The organism is Njordella aestuarii, assembly GCF_056494165.1.
Map to the genome: position 1 here is coordinate 3,142,531 of NZ_CM151397.1, position 17,104 is coordinate 3,159,634.

Consider the following 17,104-nt stretch of genomic DNA (forward strand, 5'->3'; position numbering starts at 1 on the left):
ATTTACTTGGTCAAAATCGAATGAATAAGTTGGTATGCGTGCCGCGAAGAAAATGCACTTTGCATGTACTGATGTTTATCCCAATAAAGCTCGTCGTCACAATTGAGCTGTTGCCAACCTTCCATGCAAGTTGCTCCGGGGGCAACGACTTGGTAGTCTTTACTGGTCACAACCCATCGATTGTCGGCCAGGACAGCAACTGAATCGTTCAAGTTCAGAGAGTCTAGTTCCGTCTGGAGTTGCAGAGGAAATGGGTAGCCGATCAACTGTCCTGATGCGGCACTCCTTTTTATCGAATAGCGTGTTAAGCTTGCCAGCTCATACGAGTGAAATGTTCGGAGTGATTCTAGGTAGCGTTTGCCGTCGCAAACCGGATCCCAAAGTATTGCATGTCTGATGCCGTCAATGGCGGTCGTCGCCGCGAGAGCTGCGCCGATTCGGATGCCAACCACGGAAACCTCTGACGCGGTTCGCCCGTCAATTGCGTTCGGTTGACGTAGTAGGCGGATGGCCTCTTTAACATCACGCTGCCACTGAGCTATATTGAGTTCGGTAGCGCTGCCTGCAGAATTCCCGGTGCCTGTGTAGTCGAAACGTAAAACGTCGAACCCCGACTGGGAAAGCATGACTGCCAGTTGTTGCAGGTTGCGGAATGCTCGCTCGTGTTCGTGGCCGTAAGCGTTGCAAAGCAGAACGGCGTGGTTGCGGAAACCTTCTTCCTCTTGAGGAAAAGCAGGGTAGAGTACGCCAGCAAGCGAATGTGGCTTACTTTGAATTGTTACGCACTGAATTCGCGGCAGCCGACTTCGCAAGGCGGCGCTTTGCTGCTCGACTGTGGGATCGGCGCATTTTTGCAATGATGTTGCGGCGTTAGTTGCGGACAGATGCCTACTGAGTGTCGCGATGGTCGGATTTGCAAAGAAGTCACGCACGGGAATCTTTCTTTGCAGTTTCCCCATGATCTGGGCCAAGACACGCGTCACGAGCAACGAGCTGCCGCCGAGTTGAAAAAAATCATCATCGCGACCTATTTGGGGAATCTTCAGAACGTTCGACCAGATAGCCGCAAGTTCTCGTTCCAGCTCAGACTGCGCTGCTGTGAATTCGTCCTTTCGCGGCACGGCTCCGAGCTCTGGTGGGGGGAGTGCGCGTCGATCAATTTTTCCATTGATAGTTTTTGGAAAGCTCTCGAGGAAAGTATATCGCGAGGGCACCATGTAGACGGGTAACCGCTGGCGCAGGAAAGACGCGATATCGTAAGCAGTTACAGTCGGATCGTTTAACACAACGTAGGCCGCGAGATATTTTTGCCCATCTGTTTCTGGACAGATCACCAAAGATTCTCGCACACTGCCAAACAGAACGAGCACTGCTTCTATCTCGCCCGGTTCTATTCGATACGAGCCGATCTTCATTTGATGGTCGATGCGGCCGGAAAATTCAATGTCGCCCGATGGAAGCCATCTGGCAAGATCGCCTGTTCGATAGAGCCTTGTCGGATGGCTGTCTCCTTCAAGCCGAACATCGACAAAAGCCTTCGCATTGAGTTCTGGGCGGTTCAAATAGCCTCGCGCCACAGCTTCTCCGCCGATCCAAAGATTGCCTGTCTGCCCGTCGCCAACTTTCGCATGCGAATCATCTAAAATGTACGCAGTATAGCCTGGTAGGGGTTTACCAATCGGCATCTGATCTCCGTCCCAATGCTGTTCTGGAATGAACACGGTACATGTCACGGTGGTTTCCGTTGGTCCATACGCGTTGCACCAGAGTACATTCTGTGTGCAGAGGCTCTTCCAGCGCCGGTGATGTTCGACAGAAATCTTTTCGCCCGTCGCAATCGCGAGTCGAAGGCATTGCGGCACCGTAGCCTTTGATGCCAACATTAAATCGACCCACTCGTTCCAATAAGCCGTAGCGATATGCAGTGCGGAGATCTGGTGCGACTCGATTAGGTCAGACAGTTCGTTTTGCGATTGCGCCCTACTACGTGGCCTAACCACGATAGTGCTTCCGACCATCAGAGGTGGAAAGATCTCTTCGATCGCGATGTCAAAATTCAGCGTGGAGAATTGGAGTGTTCGATCTTCTGGAACGAGTTGATAAACCTCAATATCAGCCAGGCAGTACGTAGTGAGCGAACGATGTTCGATTTGAACTCCTTTCGGTTTGCCAGTTGAACCCGACGTATACATCACGTAAGCGAGTGAATTTGATGGGATGTCAATTTCCAGATTGGATGAACTCCCTTTCCATTCCATCGCAGTGTGCGTATGAACAAACTCGATCGAGTCAGAGTCGCGAAATTTGTAAAGCGAGCGGTACTGAGGATCGCAGAGGATCAGTTTGATATCCGCGTCGCGGACAATAAATTCGAGACGATCGGTGGGGAATTCGGGATCGAGCGGGACAAACGCACAACCTGATTTGAGAATCCCCAACATAGAAACGATCGCCGCAGTGGAACGATCCATGCAGATTCCGATTCGATCTTCTCGTTGAAATCCTCTTTCAACAAGCTGCGCCGCGATTCGATTTGCTTGGCTGTTCACTTCGCAGTATGTCCACGAAGTGCCTTCGAATTCAATCGCAATTTGATTAGGATTTTTTTCAACTTGCCGTTCAAAACTCGAAGCGAACGTTTCGAGTTGGCTCAGCCCGGGCAATTCGTCAGTGCTGCAACTTGACATTGTCATTAATCAAAAACCGTTAGTTGACGGTGAGCGTTGGGAAAGACGTCGAGGCGAAAGTGGCGTCGGCTTCAAAAGTTGGGACAACGCACAATGGAGGTTCGACTGCTGCTACGACCTGCGCGATAGAGTCGTTTAATATTGAAAGTCCCAAGGTGAGGTCTTCGGTACTGGTAGTTAAAGGTGGTAGCAGTTTGACGACCTGATCCTGCGCACCGGATGTTTCAATCATCAACCCTCGCTTGAACGCTTCACGGCAAACGAGTCCTGCATGTTCCGCGACGGTGAATTCGATTCCCCAGATCATGCCCCGTCCGCGGATCGCTGTAACGTTTTGCGATTCACGCTCTTTCAGCTTGGAAAGAGCCTGGATAAGTGCCGCTTCATGGTCCATAACTTGGCCGGCCAGTCGATCATCTCGCCAATAGTTGAGCAGTGCTGTTGCTGCTACGAAGGCAAGATTGTTTCCACGAAATGTTCCCGTATGTTGTCCTGGTTGCCAAATATCACAATCGCTGCGGATGAGCAAGAGAGATAGAGGAAGACCGCCGCCAAAAGATTTCGAAAGGCAGACAATGTCCGGCTGAATACCTGAATGTTCAAAAGAGAAAAATTTGCCTGTCCGTCCGTTACCGACTTGAATATCGTCGACTATGAGCAGCACATCGTGGCGTTTGCAAATATCAGCGATGTTGTTTAACCAACGATGGCTGGCAACATTAATCCCGCCCTCGCCTTGGACCGTTTCAAGGATTACAGCGGCCGGAAGCGGCAGTCCACTGCTCGGATCGCTCAGCATTTTATCCAATAAAATGGATGTATCTAATTCCCCGAGATAGCCATCGAAGGGCAGGTGCGAAACGTTGTTATGCGAGCCATAGCATTCGTCGTGATAATACTGGTTACCAGTTAAAGCGAGCGAGCCGAGAGAATGACCATGATAGGCGTTTGTGAACGCAACGATGTGGGAGCGCTGTTTGGCTTTTCTTGCTAGTTTGATCGCAGCTTCTACCGCATTCGTACCTGTTGGACCGGTAAACTGTACTTTGTAGTCTAGCTGGCGTGGCTTAAGCAGTACTGCATCGATAGTTTCAAGAAGTTCGACTTTCGCGACTGTAGCAGTATCTAGGCCATGTAACACGCCATCGCGAGCGAGGTAAGTCAAAAGAGCAGACTTGGCTAATGGGTTGTTATGGCCATAGTTGAGTGTTCCGGCACCTGCGAAAAAGTCGAGATACCTTCGGCCATTTTGATCGGTAAGCCAGCTTCCCTGCGCGGTGTCGAAAATGGTGGGAAACGATCGAACATATCCGCGAATGTTCGACTCCATACGTTCGATTGTTCGGAGTGTCATAGCTTTGCGTTTTCCTGATTTACGGAACTACCTTTGCCGCTAATCTAGGTTCATCTCGGCGAGCGTGACCGGACGGGTGTTGAATCGAAATGTGTTATTTCTTCTGACGGTTCCGTTTGTAGCGGTCGAGACGCTATTGTGGAAAATTCTCTAACTGAGCGAAGCGGAATGCCGCATTCTTGAACGTGCGGTTGGCTATACGATTTTGCTGGGAAAATCCTGGTCGCCTTCGCGGCAGGTTTTGCTCGTTGCTTGCGACGATTCGCTACACAAATGTGCTGAAGGCAGATCTTGGTCTTTGCGGGTTCGCTGCTAGACTTACTGCATAAGGGCTGTTGTTTTTACATTTCAGCAGACATATCAAGTCGAACCCAATATGTGGCGGCAAGCAATTCCAGTTAGACGTGACATCTATCGCAAAGCGGTAACGCTAGCGCTACTGGTCTGTCTGCTGCCATCGATTTTGCCAATACCACTGCCTATAGTGCGTCTGGTCAAGGATCTTTCAGAGCCTTTTCCATGCCAGAACTGTGCGTGTGGCTGTGTTAATGCGGAGCAGTGCTGGACAAACTGTTGCTGTTTTACAGAGGTCGAGAGGCTCCAGTGGGCAAAAGAACACGGTGTCAAACCTCCAGACTATTTCAAATTCAGTTCGGCTACGTTGGCGGCTGTTAAGCAAACGAAACCTGTAGCTGTTAAGTCCTGCTGTGCATCGCATCCTGTTGCCAAGTCTGAAGCAACCGCGTGCTGCGAGCGGAAGAACCGAAATTGCACGATTGCGCCATCGCAGTCGACAAAAGATACAGAACTTGTGCTGGTATACGAATCGCTCAACTGCCGTGGTAATACGACAGACTATTCGCCGTTACACAGTGCCATTGTCGTGTGTCCAGACAAACTCTTGATCTTAGGCGAAAGACTCACTAGCAAACTGAGCTTGCTGGTGGAAGCTATCGTTTCGCCAACTCTATCCGTAGACGTCCCGCCGCCGCGAACTTGCTAAGTGGCAGGTTATGGTGGATGTCTACTTCGTCATGCGATGCTCACATCGATGCGCGCGAGCTGTATAGTTGCACGCGCGCAGTATCGATGCGTTAGGTCTCTTCGCAACGTTAGCATCATCTCCAATCTGTGCGTATTCGTGAGACGCTTGCGTGTCACGTACATCTCAATCTATCGGTGAACTCCGAGTGTAACTTGGAGTTTAGAGACGTGTTGCATCTGCTGCGCGTCCTAGACTTTCGCGCATATTGCTTTTAAAAGATCTACAGGAAATGAACATACATCTATTTTTCAGACGCTCATCGAGCCAGCGAGAGCAAGTATTACCAACGTATAACTCGAATAACCATCAAATATCTGACATCCATTTTGTCGTCGCCTGCAGGCATCGTAGTCTCGGAACAATGACCCGCAATCATCGTATTCGATCAGGGTTTACTCTCGTCGAACTGATGGTTGTGATTGCGATCATCGGAATTCTTGCGGGATTGCTCTTACCAGCGATTCAACAGGCCCGCGAAGCGGCGCGGCGAATGAATTGCGGAAGTCATATTCGGCAATTGGGAATCGCCATGCTGAATTATGAATCGACGTACAAAGAACTACCCCGAGCTGGACAGTTAGATTCAGACTACTCCGTCCAAGCTAGGATACTTCCGTTTGTCGAACAGACCAACATTTATCGTTTCTTCCAATTCGACAAACCTGCGTTTACAGGAAGCTTCCGAGAGAAGATTCCCGCGCCGGAACTAGCTTCCGAGTTTGCCAAACAAATCGAAATATTTCTTTGCCCCAGCGACCCCACTTCTCCAATAACGAGAGTAGAAACGAGCCAAGGGATTCAGAAGTATGGTGGACTTAACTACATGGCCAGTTACGGAAGCGGTCGTAAAACTAACTACGATTTCCGCTGGCAGACTGACGGCCCATTTTTCGAACCTCATGCTGTTACGCTCAGCCGGATTACGGATGGCTTGTCGCAAACGGTCCTGATGAGTGAAGCCGTGCGCAGCGAAGGAGTCGACCGAACGATTGCAGCTGGCGATCTACCGCGTTTTCCCTACACGATGACTTTAAATGGTTCCACCGGAGTCAAATCGGAACTGGGGAATTCGCCAGGAATGCCACCGTCGGCGGCGCCATGGTCGGGTTATGTCAATCCATACGGAATGATCTCGGATGCAGACGTTGACGCGTTTTGGAAGGCTTTTACCAATTGGCGTGGCGGCATGAGTCCGGCATTGCGCGGTCGAGGTGCCTCGTGGGCTTTCAGCGGTGCAATAAATTCTATGACAAATGGATATCTTCCACCCAACAGTCGCACGCCAGACGTAGTCACACACTGGACGGGCTACTTCGGACCTCGCAGCTTCCATACCGGCGGAGCTTATGTCGTGCTCGCCGATGGTTCCTGCCAATTGCTCAGCGAAGCAATGGATCCTGAAGTGCATCGCGATCTTCACAGCACCAACGGTGGAGACACCGTAGGTCAATTCTAAATCTGTGGTGTCCAGTCTAATTTGTAAATCGTTTTTTACTTGCCGTCGCGAACTTCAACAACGCCGACGGCAATGGGTGGATTAATATGCAAAGTCATTCAAATAAACAACCTGCTGCAACCTGGCCTGACTTTCGTACAGTCTGGCGTTGGCACTTTTATGCAGGTGTGTTCGCTATACCTTTTGTGCTAATCTTGGCCGTGACGGGAAGCATCTATCTATTCAAGCCACAGCTCGAAGGCTGGCAAGACAGTGTTTACCGTTCACGGGTGCAAGTATTGACTCCCCAGGAGCAATTCCCTGTTAGAGACCAAATCGAAAGTGCCGTCGCTGAGATTCCTAATGGGAAATTTGAAGCATTGGTGCTTCCACCGACGCGGACGGACAATGAATCGCCACTAGCGGCAACTAAAGTCATAGTGCGGAGTAACAAGGATTCGATCACAGTCTACGTTGATCCGCTTAGTCGGGTAGCACTGGGGCAGGTGGTTGAAAAGGATACCGTGGTGAATATAGCCAAGAAGATTCATGGCGAACTTCTGTTGGGAAAGCGTGGTTCCTATCTTGTAGAATTGGCCGCCTGTTGGACGCTGGTGCTGGTTGTTACCGGGCTAGCTCTGTGGTGGCCAAAGAATCATCGTCGCTGGGGCGGGGTGCTTTATCCGCGGTTACTTTCCAAGGACCGTTTATTCTGGCGCGACTTGCATGGTGTAGGTGGCTTTTGGACGTCAGGGCTTATCGTTTTCTTAATAGTAACTGGTTTGCCTTGGGCCACGTTCTGGGGGGACTATTTCAAATCTATCCGGCAGTGGACGGGAACGGCGGTAGTTAAACAAGATTGGGAAAGCGGACATGAGCAGCACGGCGATAAGCACGCCGTGCATAACGCAAACGCAGCCCGGAGCAGAAGTAGGCCAGTGTCAAGTGGCGGACCGTGGCGATCACCACCGCCTGATCCAAAGACATATCAGCTTTCTGAAATTGATGACGTTGTGGCAATTGCATCGTCGCTAAACATGGCACCACCGGTCATGGTTCGCCCGCCCAGCAACGGAACATCCATTTGGAACGTGCAATCCGAGACGCCAAACCGTCCATACAGAGAGTCAATCACCATCGACGCGCAATTGAAGACAGTCGTTAGCCATACGACGTTTGCTGATCGTCATTGGGTAGACCAAATGGTTGGTCAAGGCATAGCGATTCACGAAGGGCAACGTTTCGGCTGGTTTAACCAGTTTCTCGCCTTAGTCGCCACGGGCGGGCTGGTCATGTTGAGCTTAAGCAGTATTCTGCTCTGGTGGAAGCGTCGCCATGGGTATGGCATCTTGAAAGCGCCGGCCCCGTCAGCCGAACCGCCGCGATTGTCGCTCAGCCGGGCACGCTCGATTTTTGTACTACTAACCGTCGTGGTACTTGCGATCTGCTTACCGCTCTTTGGCATAAGCTTGGTTGCGGTAGTCATAGTCGATCAAACACTCACACTGGCGTTTGGAGGGCAACGTGCAATCAAGTCAGCAGATGCAGAAAACGCCGACGATTAACCGCTAACTAAGTCTGCTTTAAATCGGCAACGTAAAACGAACCGTATGTATGAACTCGATCAAGCTCATGAAGCTTGCTCGAGAGTTCTGGATTGTACTGCAGTAATTCGGGAAGTGCCACAGCTTCGTTGTTGATCGTCACGGTAACATCGTCGATAAAATCAGTTCGTAACCCTCCGCTACGCCAGAGTATTCGAGCGTTGGGCGTTGCACGCTCAATAATTGCTTGCCATTCGCTTTCCAGAAGTGGAAAAAAGTGATCACTCAACCAATCCATGTGATCCAATAGAACGAATCGAGAAATTTGCCCCTCGTACTTTTCGAGAAATCCTTGCACGCTGTCCGTGTGGATGAAAACTTTATCGGAAAGTCCGTCTCGAAAACGTTGCCACGATTCGGGCTTGAGATATTCTGGCAAGCAGGTGTCCGTGTATTGCCCAGTGATGTAGACTCGCCAAAAGTAATTGTCTTTGATCGGAAGTTTTGCGAAAACGGCTTCCATAGCGTCTTGAATAAATTGGACGATGCCGCCAGGATACTGTGAATCGATTTGACGGCGCTGAGCTTTTGGCACTCCGAGCATACTCAGTGTTGTGTCGCGATTCATGGCGAACTTGAGAGTCTTCGACCACATCTTGCTATAAATTTTGCTGTAGATGACCGCCTGTTCAGCTTGTGTTTCGCACTCAAGAAGTTCCATAACTTCGGTACGAATGCGGGCGACTCGGTCGATATAGACGCTGATTCCACGAGCGAACGCGCCGCTTGTCCCTCGGAAGTAAAATGATCGCTTAGGATTGTCAAAGAATCGGATCCAACGATCCCAATACTTGCGAGCCCATTCTCGCAGATGCGGACGAAGTTTGGCCGCGTATACACCTTCAACTCCCACCAACGTTCCACGTCCAAACATTTGGAAGTAGTCCTCGTATTCGAGCGCTTTCGCTGCAGCGATCTTTAGTTCCAACAGAGCGTTTTGCCGCGGGTTCATATCAACCGCATGGACTTCCGCCGGACCAGCCAACGCATAATCGAGCGCATTGCAACCCGCCGATGTGATGACCAGGACTTTATCCTCGCTAGTCAACTGCATCGCTTCGCGGTCAAGACGCGGATCTTCCCAACAGGTGTTGTAGACCAAGTTGTTGCCATGCACCAACTTAAAGACGCGACCACTCACCCAATCCTGAAATGACATTTTCCAGCTTACCCGATTGCCATCAAAATAAAAAAAGCCGCTTTGGCATGCGACTTATCGCAATCCAACGCGGCTGGATAGTTTCTACAATTCTCGCTGGCTGGGAATCCCAGCGCACGAACTTAATATGTTAAGGTTGGCGACGTTTTCGAGGATCCTCTGGTGGAGCTGCACCGGGAGCGCCAGGTGCAGGTTCTGCCGCTCCTGCAGGAACTCCGCCAGCAGGTGGCAGGGTCCGCCTGCCGCCGCCAGCTGAAGGTGGCCTAATTTCCCCGCCGTGCACGAAAGCCAGCAAACCAGCCTGAGGCTGACCACTGCTCTCCATTGTTCGGTTTAGTGGAACGCCATAGGCCGCGAACTGTCCCGATTTAGTGTCCACGACGTAAACGAGCGAGAGGGCTGGGCGGCTAGTTGAACCCGTGCTGGGGGTTGAAGCACGGCCTGTAACCATCAAGTATTCTGCGTTCTTTGTCGCTGCCAATTGTTGAGTGACATTTGTCTTGTACATACCGCCGAAACGTTGCATCCGTGGGTAATAGACAAAGCAAGTTAATTCGCCCGTCTTGAAATCAAGCGTATAGAGGCCTTCACTGTCTTCATCCATCAGGCCTGTTGCGACGGCCATGTCTGCGCCACCATGAGTGGCGGTTGCATTCAAAACCGCTGCTGAGAGGTCAAAGTTATGAGATGTATCAGCCGTTAAAACTGTCTGGCGACCATAAAAGTACGCTGCAATCGCGATCGAGACTGTGACGATTGCAATACATACTGTCGGCAAAATACGACAGCACTGGCAACCGGTCTGGGCCGAGCAAGCGTTCTGCGTTGCATCGGCAACTGGTAAGCGATCGTTAAACTCGTTAGTTTCCATGATAAGGGATCTCCGGAGGGATGCGACGATATGTTTCGGTGGTGAGTGACATAGCGAACAAAATGCGGTCGAGCCGCTATCTATGAAACTAGCGAGTTTTGTGCCCGAATACCAGCCAACTAGCATACTTTTCGCGTTATGGTAAAACGTCGGACGTTAAATTTCCCTCATCAAGCAGACTCGCGTACCATCTTTCTCGTAGCGTCCGTGACGAAAGCTTGACCTTTCAGACTTTGCGAGCAGTAAGGACAATCGAACAATGGCGAATGGCTCACTTAATCGAAAATTGCGTATGGGTTTGGTTGGCGGCGGAATTGGGTCGTTCATAGGAAAGGTCCACTCGATTGCTGCTTGTTTAGACAATCGGGCCGTCGTCGTCGCCGGTGCTTTCAGCAGTGATCCACAGCGATCAAAAGATTCGGCGTCGGAATACGATGTCGCACCAGATCGTGCTTACGGTTCCTACAAAGAAATGATGGCCGCTGAAGCAGCCAAACCCGCCGGGGAACGCATCGACTTTGTGAGCGTTACAACTCCGAATCATACGCACGCCGAAATTGCCAAAGCGGCACTCGAAGCTGGCTTCCACGTCGTGTGCGACAAACCGATGACGTTCGATTTGGCTCAAGCCGAAGACCTAGTTCAGACTGTCGAAAAGACGAAAAAGGTTTTCTCTTTAACACACACGTACACCGGATACCCACTAGTCCGTCAAGCTCGCGATATGATCCTGAATGGCGAGTTCGGCGAGATTCAAGCGATTCGTTCGAACTATATTCAAGGTTGGTTGCGTTCAAAGCTGGAAGCGGCCGATCAAAAACAAGCTGCGTGGCGAACCGATCCAAAAAAATCGGGTGCAGCTGGATGTTTCGGTGACATCGCGACACACGCTTACAATATGGCACGTTATATGACGGCGCTCAAACCAGCCGAAATCTCCTGCCATCTTAAGGTGTTTGTTGAAGGCCGGAAGCTGGACGACTACGGAACAGCGATTGTACGATTCGAAAATGGTGCGCTTGGAACGGTGACTGCGAGCCAGATTTCGCACGGGCGCGAAAATGATATGTTCATCGAAGTCGATGGTACGGAAGGCTCGTTGATCTGGCGTCAAGAGAATCCTAACGAGCTAATTGTTCGTCGCAATGGAAAACCTCACCAAATCTATACCCGTGACCCAGGCTCGGGATACTTGGGCGCAACCGCTGCGGCGGCATGCCGCTTGCCAAGCGGTCACCCAGAAGGCTATTTCGAAGCTTTTGCAAACGTTTACACTTCGACTTACGAGTCGATTATTGCCGCAGAAACTGGCAAGTCGTTCGAAAGCAAGAACACGATCTATACCAATGTCTATGATGGCGTCGAAGGAATGTTGTTCATCCAGCAATGTGTTGCGAGCAGCAATAACAATGGCCAATGGCTATCGATGAAGCATCCTTGCATCCGCTAGTCATAACAGGAAGCCGTCATGCAAAACCAACCGCCGCTGATCAATCCCACGTTGCTGTTTCAGTTCGCCACGAATATTCATCAGTATTCGAAGTCGCTGCAGCGTGCGGATACGGCAGTAGAATTGGAAGACCAATTCGCAGTTCCTCACTTCTGCGACTTAGTCCCTGCGGCTACTCCGGCCCAACAGTCTGTCAGGCTCTCTTGGGCGAGAGATGAATTGTTGTTGCATGTACAGATCGAAGAGACGCATTCGAACTCGTTGGCGAGTTTTATTGCGGGCGAGTTTCGCTTTTGGGTTGATTCACGGGGAGCGACCGGAAACCGACGGCTCACGAAATTTTGCACCACTTTCTTGTTTAAGATTGACTTTAAAAAAGTCACTGCAGCCGCATTAGCCACGTCCGCTTCACTTGCCGGTGCAGGGTTAGACAAAAAGTCGCCTAGCCAATTGTCTCAGTCGCTAAAACCATCTTTGAAACGGATCGCCGACGGCTTTTCGCTCGCTTGCCGAATCCCGAAGTCGGAGCTGCCTGGTTACCAACCCTCGGAGATTCCGCAGATCAATTACTTTTATGAACTGCGGTTGGATGATCTCGCGCCGCTGCCGGCGAGCGTTGGCACGCAGCTCAAATACGAGCAGGATCCAGGACTCTGGATCCGCGGGAATCTGGTTTCTTAGCAAGCCCCATGAGCCTGTTGGGTAGCTTTGGATGATTGATAACTCTGTCCCGATTCCGCGCATTTGCTGCTATCGGACGACTAGACGTCGATATCATTGGCGTCTTCCGCTCGGTCCATGATAAAGCGAAATCGCGCTGATGCGTCTTTGCCCATCAGATCACTCATGATGCGGTCAGTCTCGAGATGATCGTCAATCTCAACTTTCAATAGTCGCCGGGTGGCCGGATTAAGCGTTGTTTCCCAGAGCACTTTTGGCATCATTTCGCCTAAGCCTTTAAAGCGTGTAATCTCTGGTTTAGCTCTTCCGCCATGTTCGGCGATGATGCGTTCGCGGTCAACTTCATCAGCCGCCCAGTAGGTCTCTTTGCCGATATCAATACGAAAAAGTGGCGGCATTGCGATAAAAACTCGACCGTCGGCAATCAACTGCGGGAGATGTCGATAAAAGAAAGTTAATAGCAGGGTCGTAATGTGATGTCCGTCGGAATCAGCATCAGCCAGCAAGATGATCCGTTCATAACGCAATCGGGCAAGTTCGAAATTCTTTCCAATTCCGCATCCCATGGCGGTGACCAAGTCCTGAATTTCTTTGTTCTCCAAGACCTTTGATAACGCAACGCACTCGGTATTAAGAACCTTGCCTCGCAGCGGCAAGATCGCCTGATGGTTACGGTCACGTCCTTGTTTGGCACTTCCACCTGCAGAATCACCTTCGACTATAAACAGTTCCGAATTTCCACGGCCAGCTGAAAGACAATCGCTCAGCTTGCCTGGCAACATGGTACTTCGAGCGTTGCTGGTCTTGCGTGATACTTCTTCAGATGCCGCGCGAGAGGCTGCTCGGGCGCGAGCTGCGGCAATGATGCGGGCGACAATTACATCCCCAACGCTCCGGTTACTGTTCAGCCATTGTTCCAAGACCGGGCGAATCGCGGAATCCAGCACCGCTTGAACTTCAGGATTGTTAAGCCGATCCTTCGTTTGACCTTGGAACTGTGGTTCGGCGATAAAGACGCTAACGATTCCGATTAAACCTTCCCGAATATCTTCGTGGCTGATTTTTACACCACGCGGTACCAGGTTATGAAGTTCAATATAGTTTCGAACCGCTTTGCCGAGGCCACTGCGGAAACCATTCTCGTGAGTGCCACCCGACGGCGTGGGAATTCCATTGACGTACGAGCGAACGTGTTCATCAGTCGAATCGGTCCACTGCATGGCGATCTCTATTCGCTCGTCTGCATCTTTGTGTAAAGTAAAGATTTGCTCATGGCTAGGCGTTGCGGCTCGCTGCTGAATCACCTTGCCCAAGTAATCGACGATGCCATTCTCGTGGAAGAACAAATCCTTCTTGCCAGTTGTTTGATCTTCAAATGTGACTTTAACGCCGCGGTGAAGAAAACTGGTTACTTCAAGTCGCTGGCGAATGGTCTCCGGATCAAAATCGGTTTTCGGAAAAATTGTTGGATCTGGCGTAAAGGTGATGGTCGTTCCAGAACCGCGAATGTTACTGGACACTTTTGTCAGGGCCGATGTTGGCTTACCTTGCGAAAAGGTCATTTTGTACTGTGAACCATCACGCCGCACGACAGCTTCGAGGTGTTTAGAAAGTGCGTTCACTGCGGACGCACCGACACCATGCAAGCCCCCGGATGTCTTATAGTTTTTGCCTTCAAACTTACCGCCGGCGTGCAAAATAGTTAGTACCATTTCGAGCGCCGACTTTTTGGTTTTAGGATGTTTGTCAACCGGAATACCACGGCCGTTGTCACTAACCGTGACCGTGCGTCCATCTTTGTGTAAAGTAATATTGATTTCAGTGGCGTGACCATTCATCGCTTCGTCGACGGAGTTGTCGACGATTTCCCAGACTAAATGGTGTAAACCGGCAGTTCCCACACCGCCGATGTACATGCCGGGCCGTTTTCTGACCGGCTCAAGGCCTTCCAATGCAACGATATCTGAAGCGTTATACGATTTTGTTGCAGCGCTCATACTATGTCAGTGACTTTTCAGATTACAGTTAGATAAATTGAATGTTGAGCGAAACGTAGTGCTTACTCGTCGTCGCTATCTAAGACTTCAGGCGCACCAGGAATCGGCTGCACGACTTTTGCAATTTTGCCATTCTTTTGAATTTCAACGCCGCGTCCGCCACGCCCAGTTGTCCGATACTTCGCAGTCGATATCGTCTTTTTGGCACCGCGATTGGTTTCGACCAGCAAAAGGTCTCGATCGCCAGTCGACGGCTTGAAACCTAACAAACGGTCTGTCTTGGAGAGTTTGATAAGCGTTACGCCTTTGCCAGCCCCCGACAAGAAATTAACCTCTACAGCAGCACAAACAATCGCACGGCATTCAGCAGTTACAGCGAGAATCGTCTCATGACCAGTAATACTGTAGGCGCTCACGATAAAGTGTCCCGGAGCGACGCGAGCAAACTTACGACCGCTGCGGGTTGATGGTTCGGCAAATGCGCTGAGCCCAAATCGCATGGCAAAACCATTCGTGGTAGCAGCAAGCCCGTGCACTTCTGGGCAGTATTCCGGATTGCTCGTGTTCTCGGCGATGTTGCCAATCGTACGCGGATCAAAAGAGATAGCGGAGACGATTCGTTCGCCGTCCTTCATCTTAAACAGCTTCTGGATTGGCTCGCCATAACCGGTGGAGGCCGGAATATCGATCGCTCGGACAGTATAACAAACACCTAACGATGAAAAGAACCCGATGGTTGCTCGTGTCGAAGATGCAAGGCAAGTCAGAACTTCGTCTCCCTCTCGCATCCGACTCTTGCTCGGGTCAGTAATCTGTCGCTGCCGCTTGACCCAGCCATCCGTACTGATCAAAACGTTGCAATCTTCCGCGACAATAAAGTCTTCTTCAGAAAACTCAGGCTCACTTTCGACAGTCAATATGGTCGTTCGACGAGCGCCGTCTTTGTGCTTTGCGTAGACTTCGATCAGATGTTCGATCTCTTCGCGAACGATTCCCCAGCGTCCTGATTTATTGGTATCGTCCGTTTTTTCTGCAAGCAGTTTTCGGATCTGCTTTGCGCGAAGTTCTTTTTGCTTTAGTTCATCTTGAACGACGGTGATTTCAAGTTTCGCCAAGCGATACAATTTCAGTTCAAGGATTGCGTCGGTCTGCTCGGCGTCCAAGCCACCTTTTTCAACCGGGAAGCGTTTCATGATTTTGGCAGCTGCATCCGCTTTACCATCCGATGCACGAATGATGCGGATGATTTCGTCGAGCGCATCAAATACGATCGCGAAGCCGTTTAAGATGTGAATGCGACGCTCTAGAGCAGCGAGTTCGTTTTCGAGCCGCGCCGTGACAACTTGCAGACGGAAGTGCAGGAAATGCCACAAAATCTCCTTCAAACCCAAACGGCTCGGCGCACCTACTTCAGGATTCTCCGTAGGAACCAAACACGTCATATTTACGTTGAAGTTCAGCTGCAGCGGCGTATGTTTATGCAGATACGCCAGCACTTTGGCTTCATCAGCGTCAGGGCGGAGCAATAAGTCGATACGAATTTCATCAGTAGAAACGTCCCGCACATCTTGAATCAGCGGCATCTTGCTGCTGACAATTAGTTCTGCGATTCGCTCTACCAGTTGTGATTTATTTACGCCATAAGGTATCGACGTAATGTGCAGTAGTTTGCCACCTTTAGTCTCTGCTCCACTTTTTGTTGTGCCACGAATGCGAACAGAACCTTGGCCAGTTCGATAGATCTCTCTCAGTTCATCTTTGGTGTTAATGATCTGAGCGCCCGTGGGGAAGTCGGGGCCTTGAATGGCGTCATTAGCAACTAGCTGGTAGTCTTTAATTTCCGGGTCTTTAAGCAACTTTAGCAGCGCGCGGCAGACTTCGCCTAAATTATGTGGCGGTATATTTGTCGCCATGCCGACCGCAATACCTGTTGCACCGTTGACCAAGAGATTTGGCAACCGACTCGGCAAGACAACCGGTTCTTGGCGACTGCCGTCGTAGTTGGCCTTGAACGCAACCGTCGCCGTGTTCATGTCGGCTAACATTTCGGAAGCGACCGGTGTCATGCGACATTCGGTGTAACGCATGGCTGCTGCGTTGTCGCCGTCGATCGAACCAAAGTTTCCACTGCCGTCTACCAGGGGCATGCGAAATGCGAATGACTGTGCCATTCGAACTAAGGCGTCGTAGATCGCCATGTCGCCGTGCGGGTGATAGTTACCCATCACGTCCCCGACGACTTTTGCACACTTACGGTGTTTGGTGGTAGCCGTGAGGCCCTGCTGATCCATCGTATAGAGGATGCGGCGTTGGACCGGCTTCATCCCATCACGCACGTCCGGCAGTGCTCGGCTGGTGATGACCGACAGCGAATAATTCAGATATCGCGACTGGGCCGCTTCACGCAGTGGCACGCCAATGATTTGCTGCAACGTTTCCTGGTCGACGAACAAATCCTTTCCAGTTCCAGATGTCGCACTTCTTTTACGAGATCGCGTTGGTTTGCCATTCGAATCTTCTTTTCCGGAATCACCTCGGCCTCGTACCATCCATCGCTCCTACAGTAGTCAAAATTCTGTCGCTTCAAAATCCTCCGCAATTGCGGAAAACAGCGGCGTTAAAAGAGTCCAATTCGGTCATTGTTAACGCTACATCCAAGCAAATTGGCAGGTCAGGCACAAATTCCGCATTTAACCCACCCGCTACAGTTTGCCAGCGGCCCGGATTATAGGAGAAGTCCACACACAGCGGGAGGTCGGTATAATTTTCTTGAATTCCGGTGTGCACTGTCGGGCGGCGGTTAGCGTACATTTCGCAGACG

11 protein-coding genes are annotated in these 17,104 nt (G+C 50.8%); 5 read left to right on the plus strand and 6 right to left on the minus strand.

Translation table 11 applies throughout. The annotated features are described in order from the left end of the window. Positions 1-2 precede the first annotated feature (2 nt). A complete protein-coding gene (locus tag SH451x_RS12290) occupies positions 3-2,693 on the minus strand; it encodes a non-ribosomal peptide synthetase (protein WP_479362751.1) in 2,691 nt (896 codons plus the stop codon). 13 nt (positions 2,694-2,706) lie between these two features. Next, positions 2,707-4,041 (minus strand): diaminobutyrate--2-oxoglutarate transaminase, encoded by a 1,335-nt coding sequence (gene ectB / locus SH451x_RS12295; RefSeq protein ID WP_479362752.1) that lies wholly within the window; start codon positions 4,039-4,041, stop codon positions 2,707-2,709. A 376-nt stretch (positions 4,042-4,417) separates the two neighbouring features. Between ectB and SH451x_RS12300 the strand changes: the two genes are divergently transcribed. The 3 genes from SH451x_RS12300 (at position 4,418) to SH451x_RS12310 (ending at position 8,086) form a co-directional block, all read left to right on the plus strand. Beyond that, positions 4,418-5,044, plus strand: a complete 627-nt coding sequence (locus tag SH451x_RS12300) for a hypothetical protein (RefSeq protein ID WP_479362753.1) — start codon at positions 4,418-4,420, stop codon at positions 5,042-5,044. A 403-nt stretch (positions 5,045-5,447) separates the two neighbouring features. Next, entirely contained in the window at positions 5,448-6,542 is a 1,095-nt protein-coding gene (locus tag SH451x_RS12305; protein WP_479362754.1) for a DUF1559 family PulG-like putative transporter, read from the plus strand. An 86-nt stretch (positions 6,543-6,628) separates the two neighbouring features. Further along, the gene (locus SH451x_RS12310) at positions 6,629-8,086 is read left to right on the plus strand and encodes a PepSY-associated TM helix domain-containing protein (RefSeq protein ID WP_479362755.1); all 1,458 of its coding nucleotides are present in this window, start codon (positions 6,629-6,631) and stop codon (positions 8,084-8,086) included. Positions 8,087-8,093: 7 nt separating this feature from the next. On the opposite strand, the gene SH451x_RS12315 is transcribed toward SH451x_RS12310, so the two are convergent. Both SH451x_RS12315 and SH451x_RS12320 read right to left on the minus strand, forming a co-directional pair. Continuing rightward, entirely contained in the window at positions 8,094-9,284 is a 1,191-nt protein-coding gene (locus SH451x_RS12315; protein WP_479362756.1) for a BtaA family protein, read from the minus strand. A 130-nt stretch (positions 9,285-9,414) separates the two neighbouring features. After that, entirely contained in the window at positions 9,415-10,155 is a 741-nt protein-coding gene (locus SH451x_RS12320; protein ID WP_479362757.1) for a hypothetical protein, read from the minus strand. A gap of 259 nt (positions 10,156-10,414) precedes the next feature. Between SH451x_RS12320 and SH451x_RS12325 the strand changes: the two genes are divergently transcribed. Then, positions 10,415-11,605 (plus strand): Gfo/Idh/MocA family protein, encoded by a 1,191-nt coding sequence (locus SH451x_RS12325; RefSeq protein WP_479362758.1) that lies wholly within the window; start codon positions 10,415-10,417, stop codon positions 11,603-11,605. A gap of 18 nt (positions 11,606-11,623) precedes the next feature. After that, positions 11,624-12,286 (plus strand): hypothetical protein, encoded by a 663-nt coding sequence (locus SH451x_RS12330; RefSeq protein WP_479362759.1) that lies wholly within the window; start codon positions 11,624-11,626, stop codon positions 12,284-12,286. A gap of 80 nt (positions 12,287-12,366) precedes the next feature. Here SH451x_RS12330 and SH451x_RS12335 read toward each other — a convergent pair whose 3' ends face one another. After that, positions 12,367-14,283: a DNA gyrase/topoisomerase IV subunit B gene (locus SH451x_RS12335; RefSeq protein ID WP_479362760.1), complete on the minus strand. Its 1,917-nt coding sequence runs from the start codon at positions 14,281-14,283 to the stop codon at positions 12,367-12,369. Positions 14,284-14,345: 62 nt separating this feature from the next. Then, positions 14,346-16,832 (minus strand): DNA gyrase/topoisomerase IV subunit A, encoded by a 2,487-nt coding sequence (locus SH451x_RS12340; RefSeq protein ID WP_479362761.1) that lies wholly within the window; start codon positions 16,830-16,832, stop codon positions 14,346-14,348. Between the last annotated feature and the right edge of the window lie 272 nt (positions 16,833-17,104).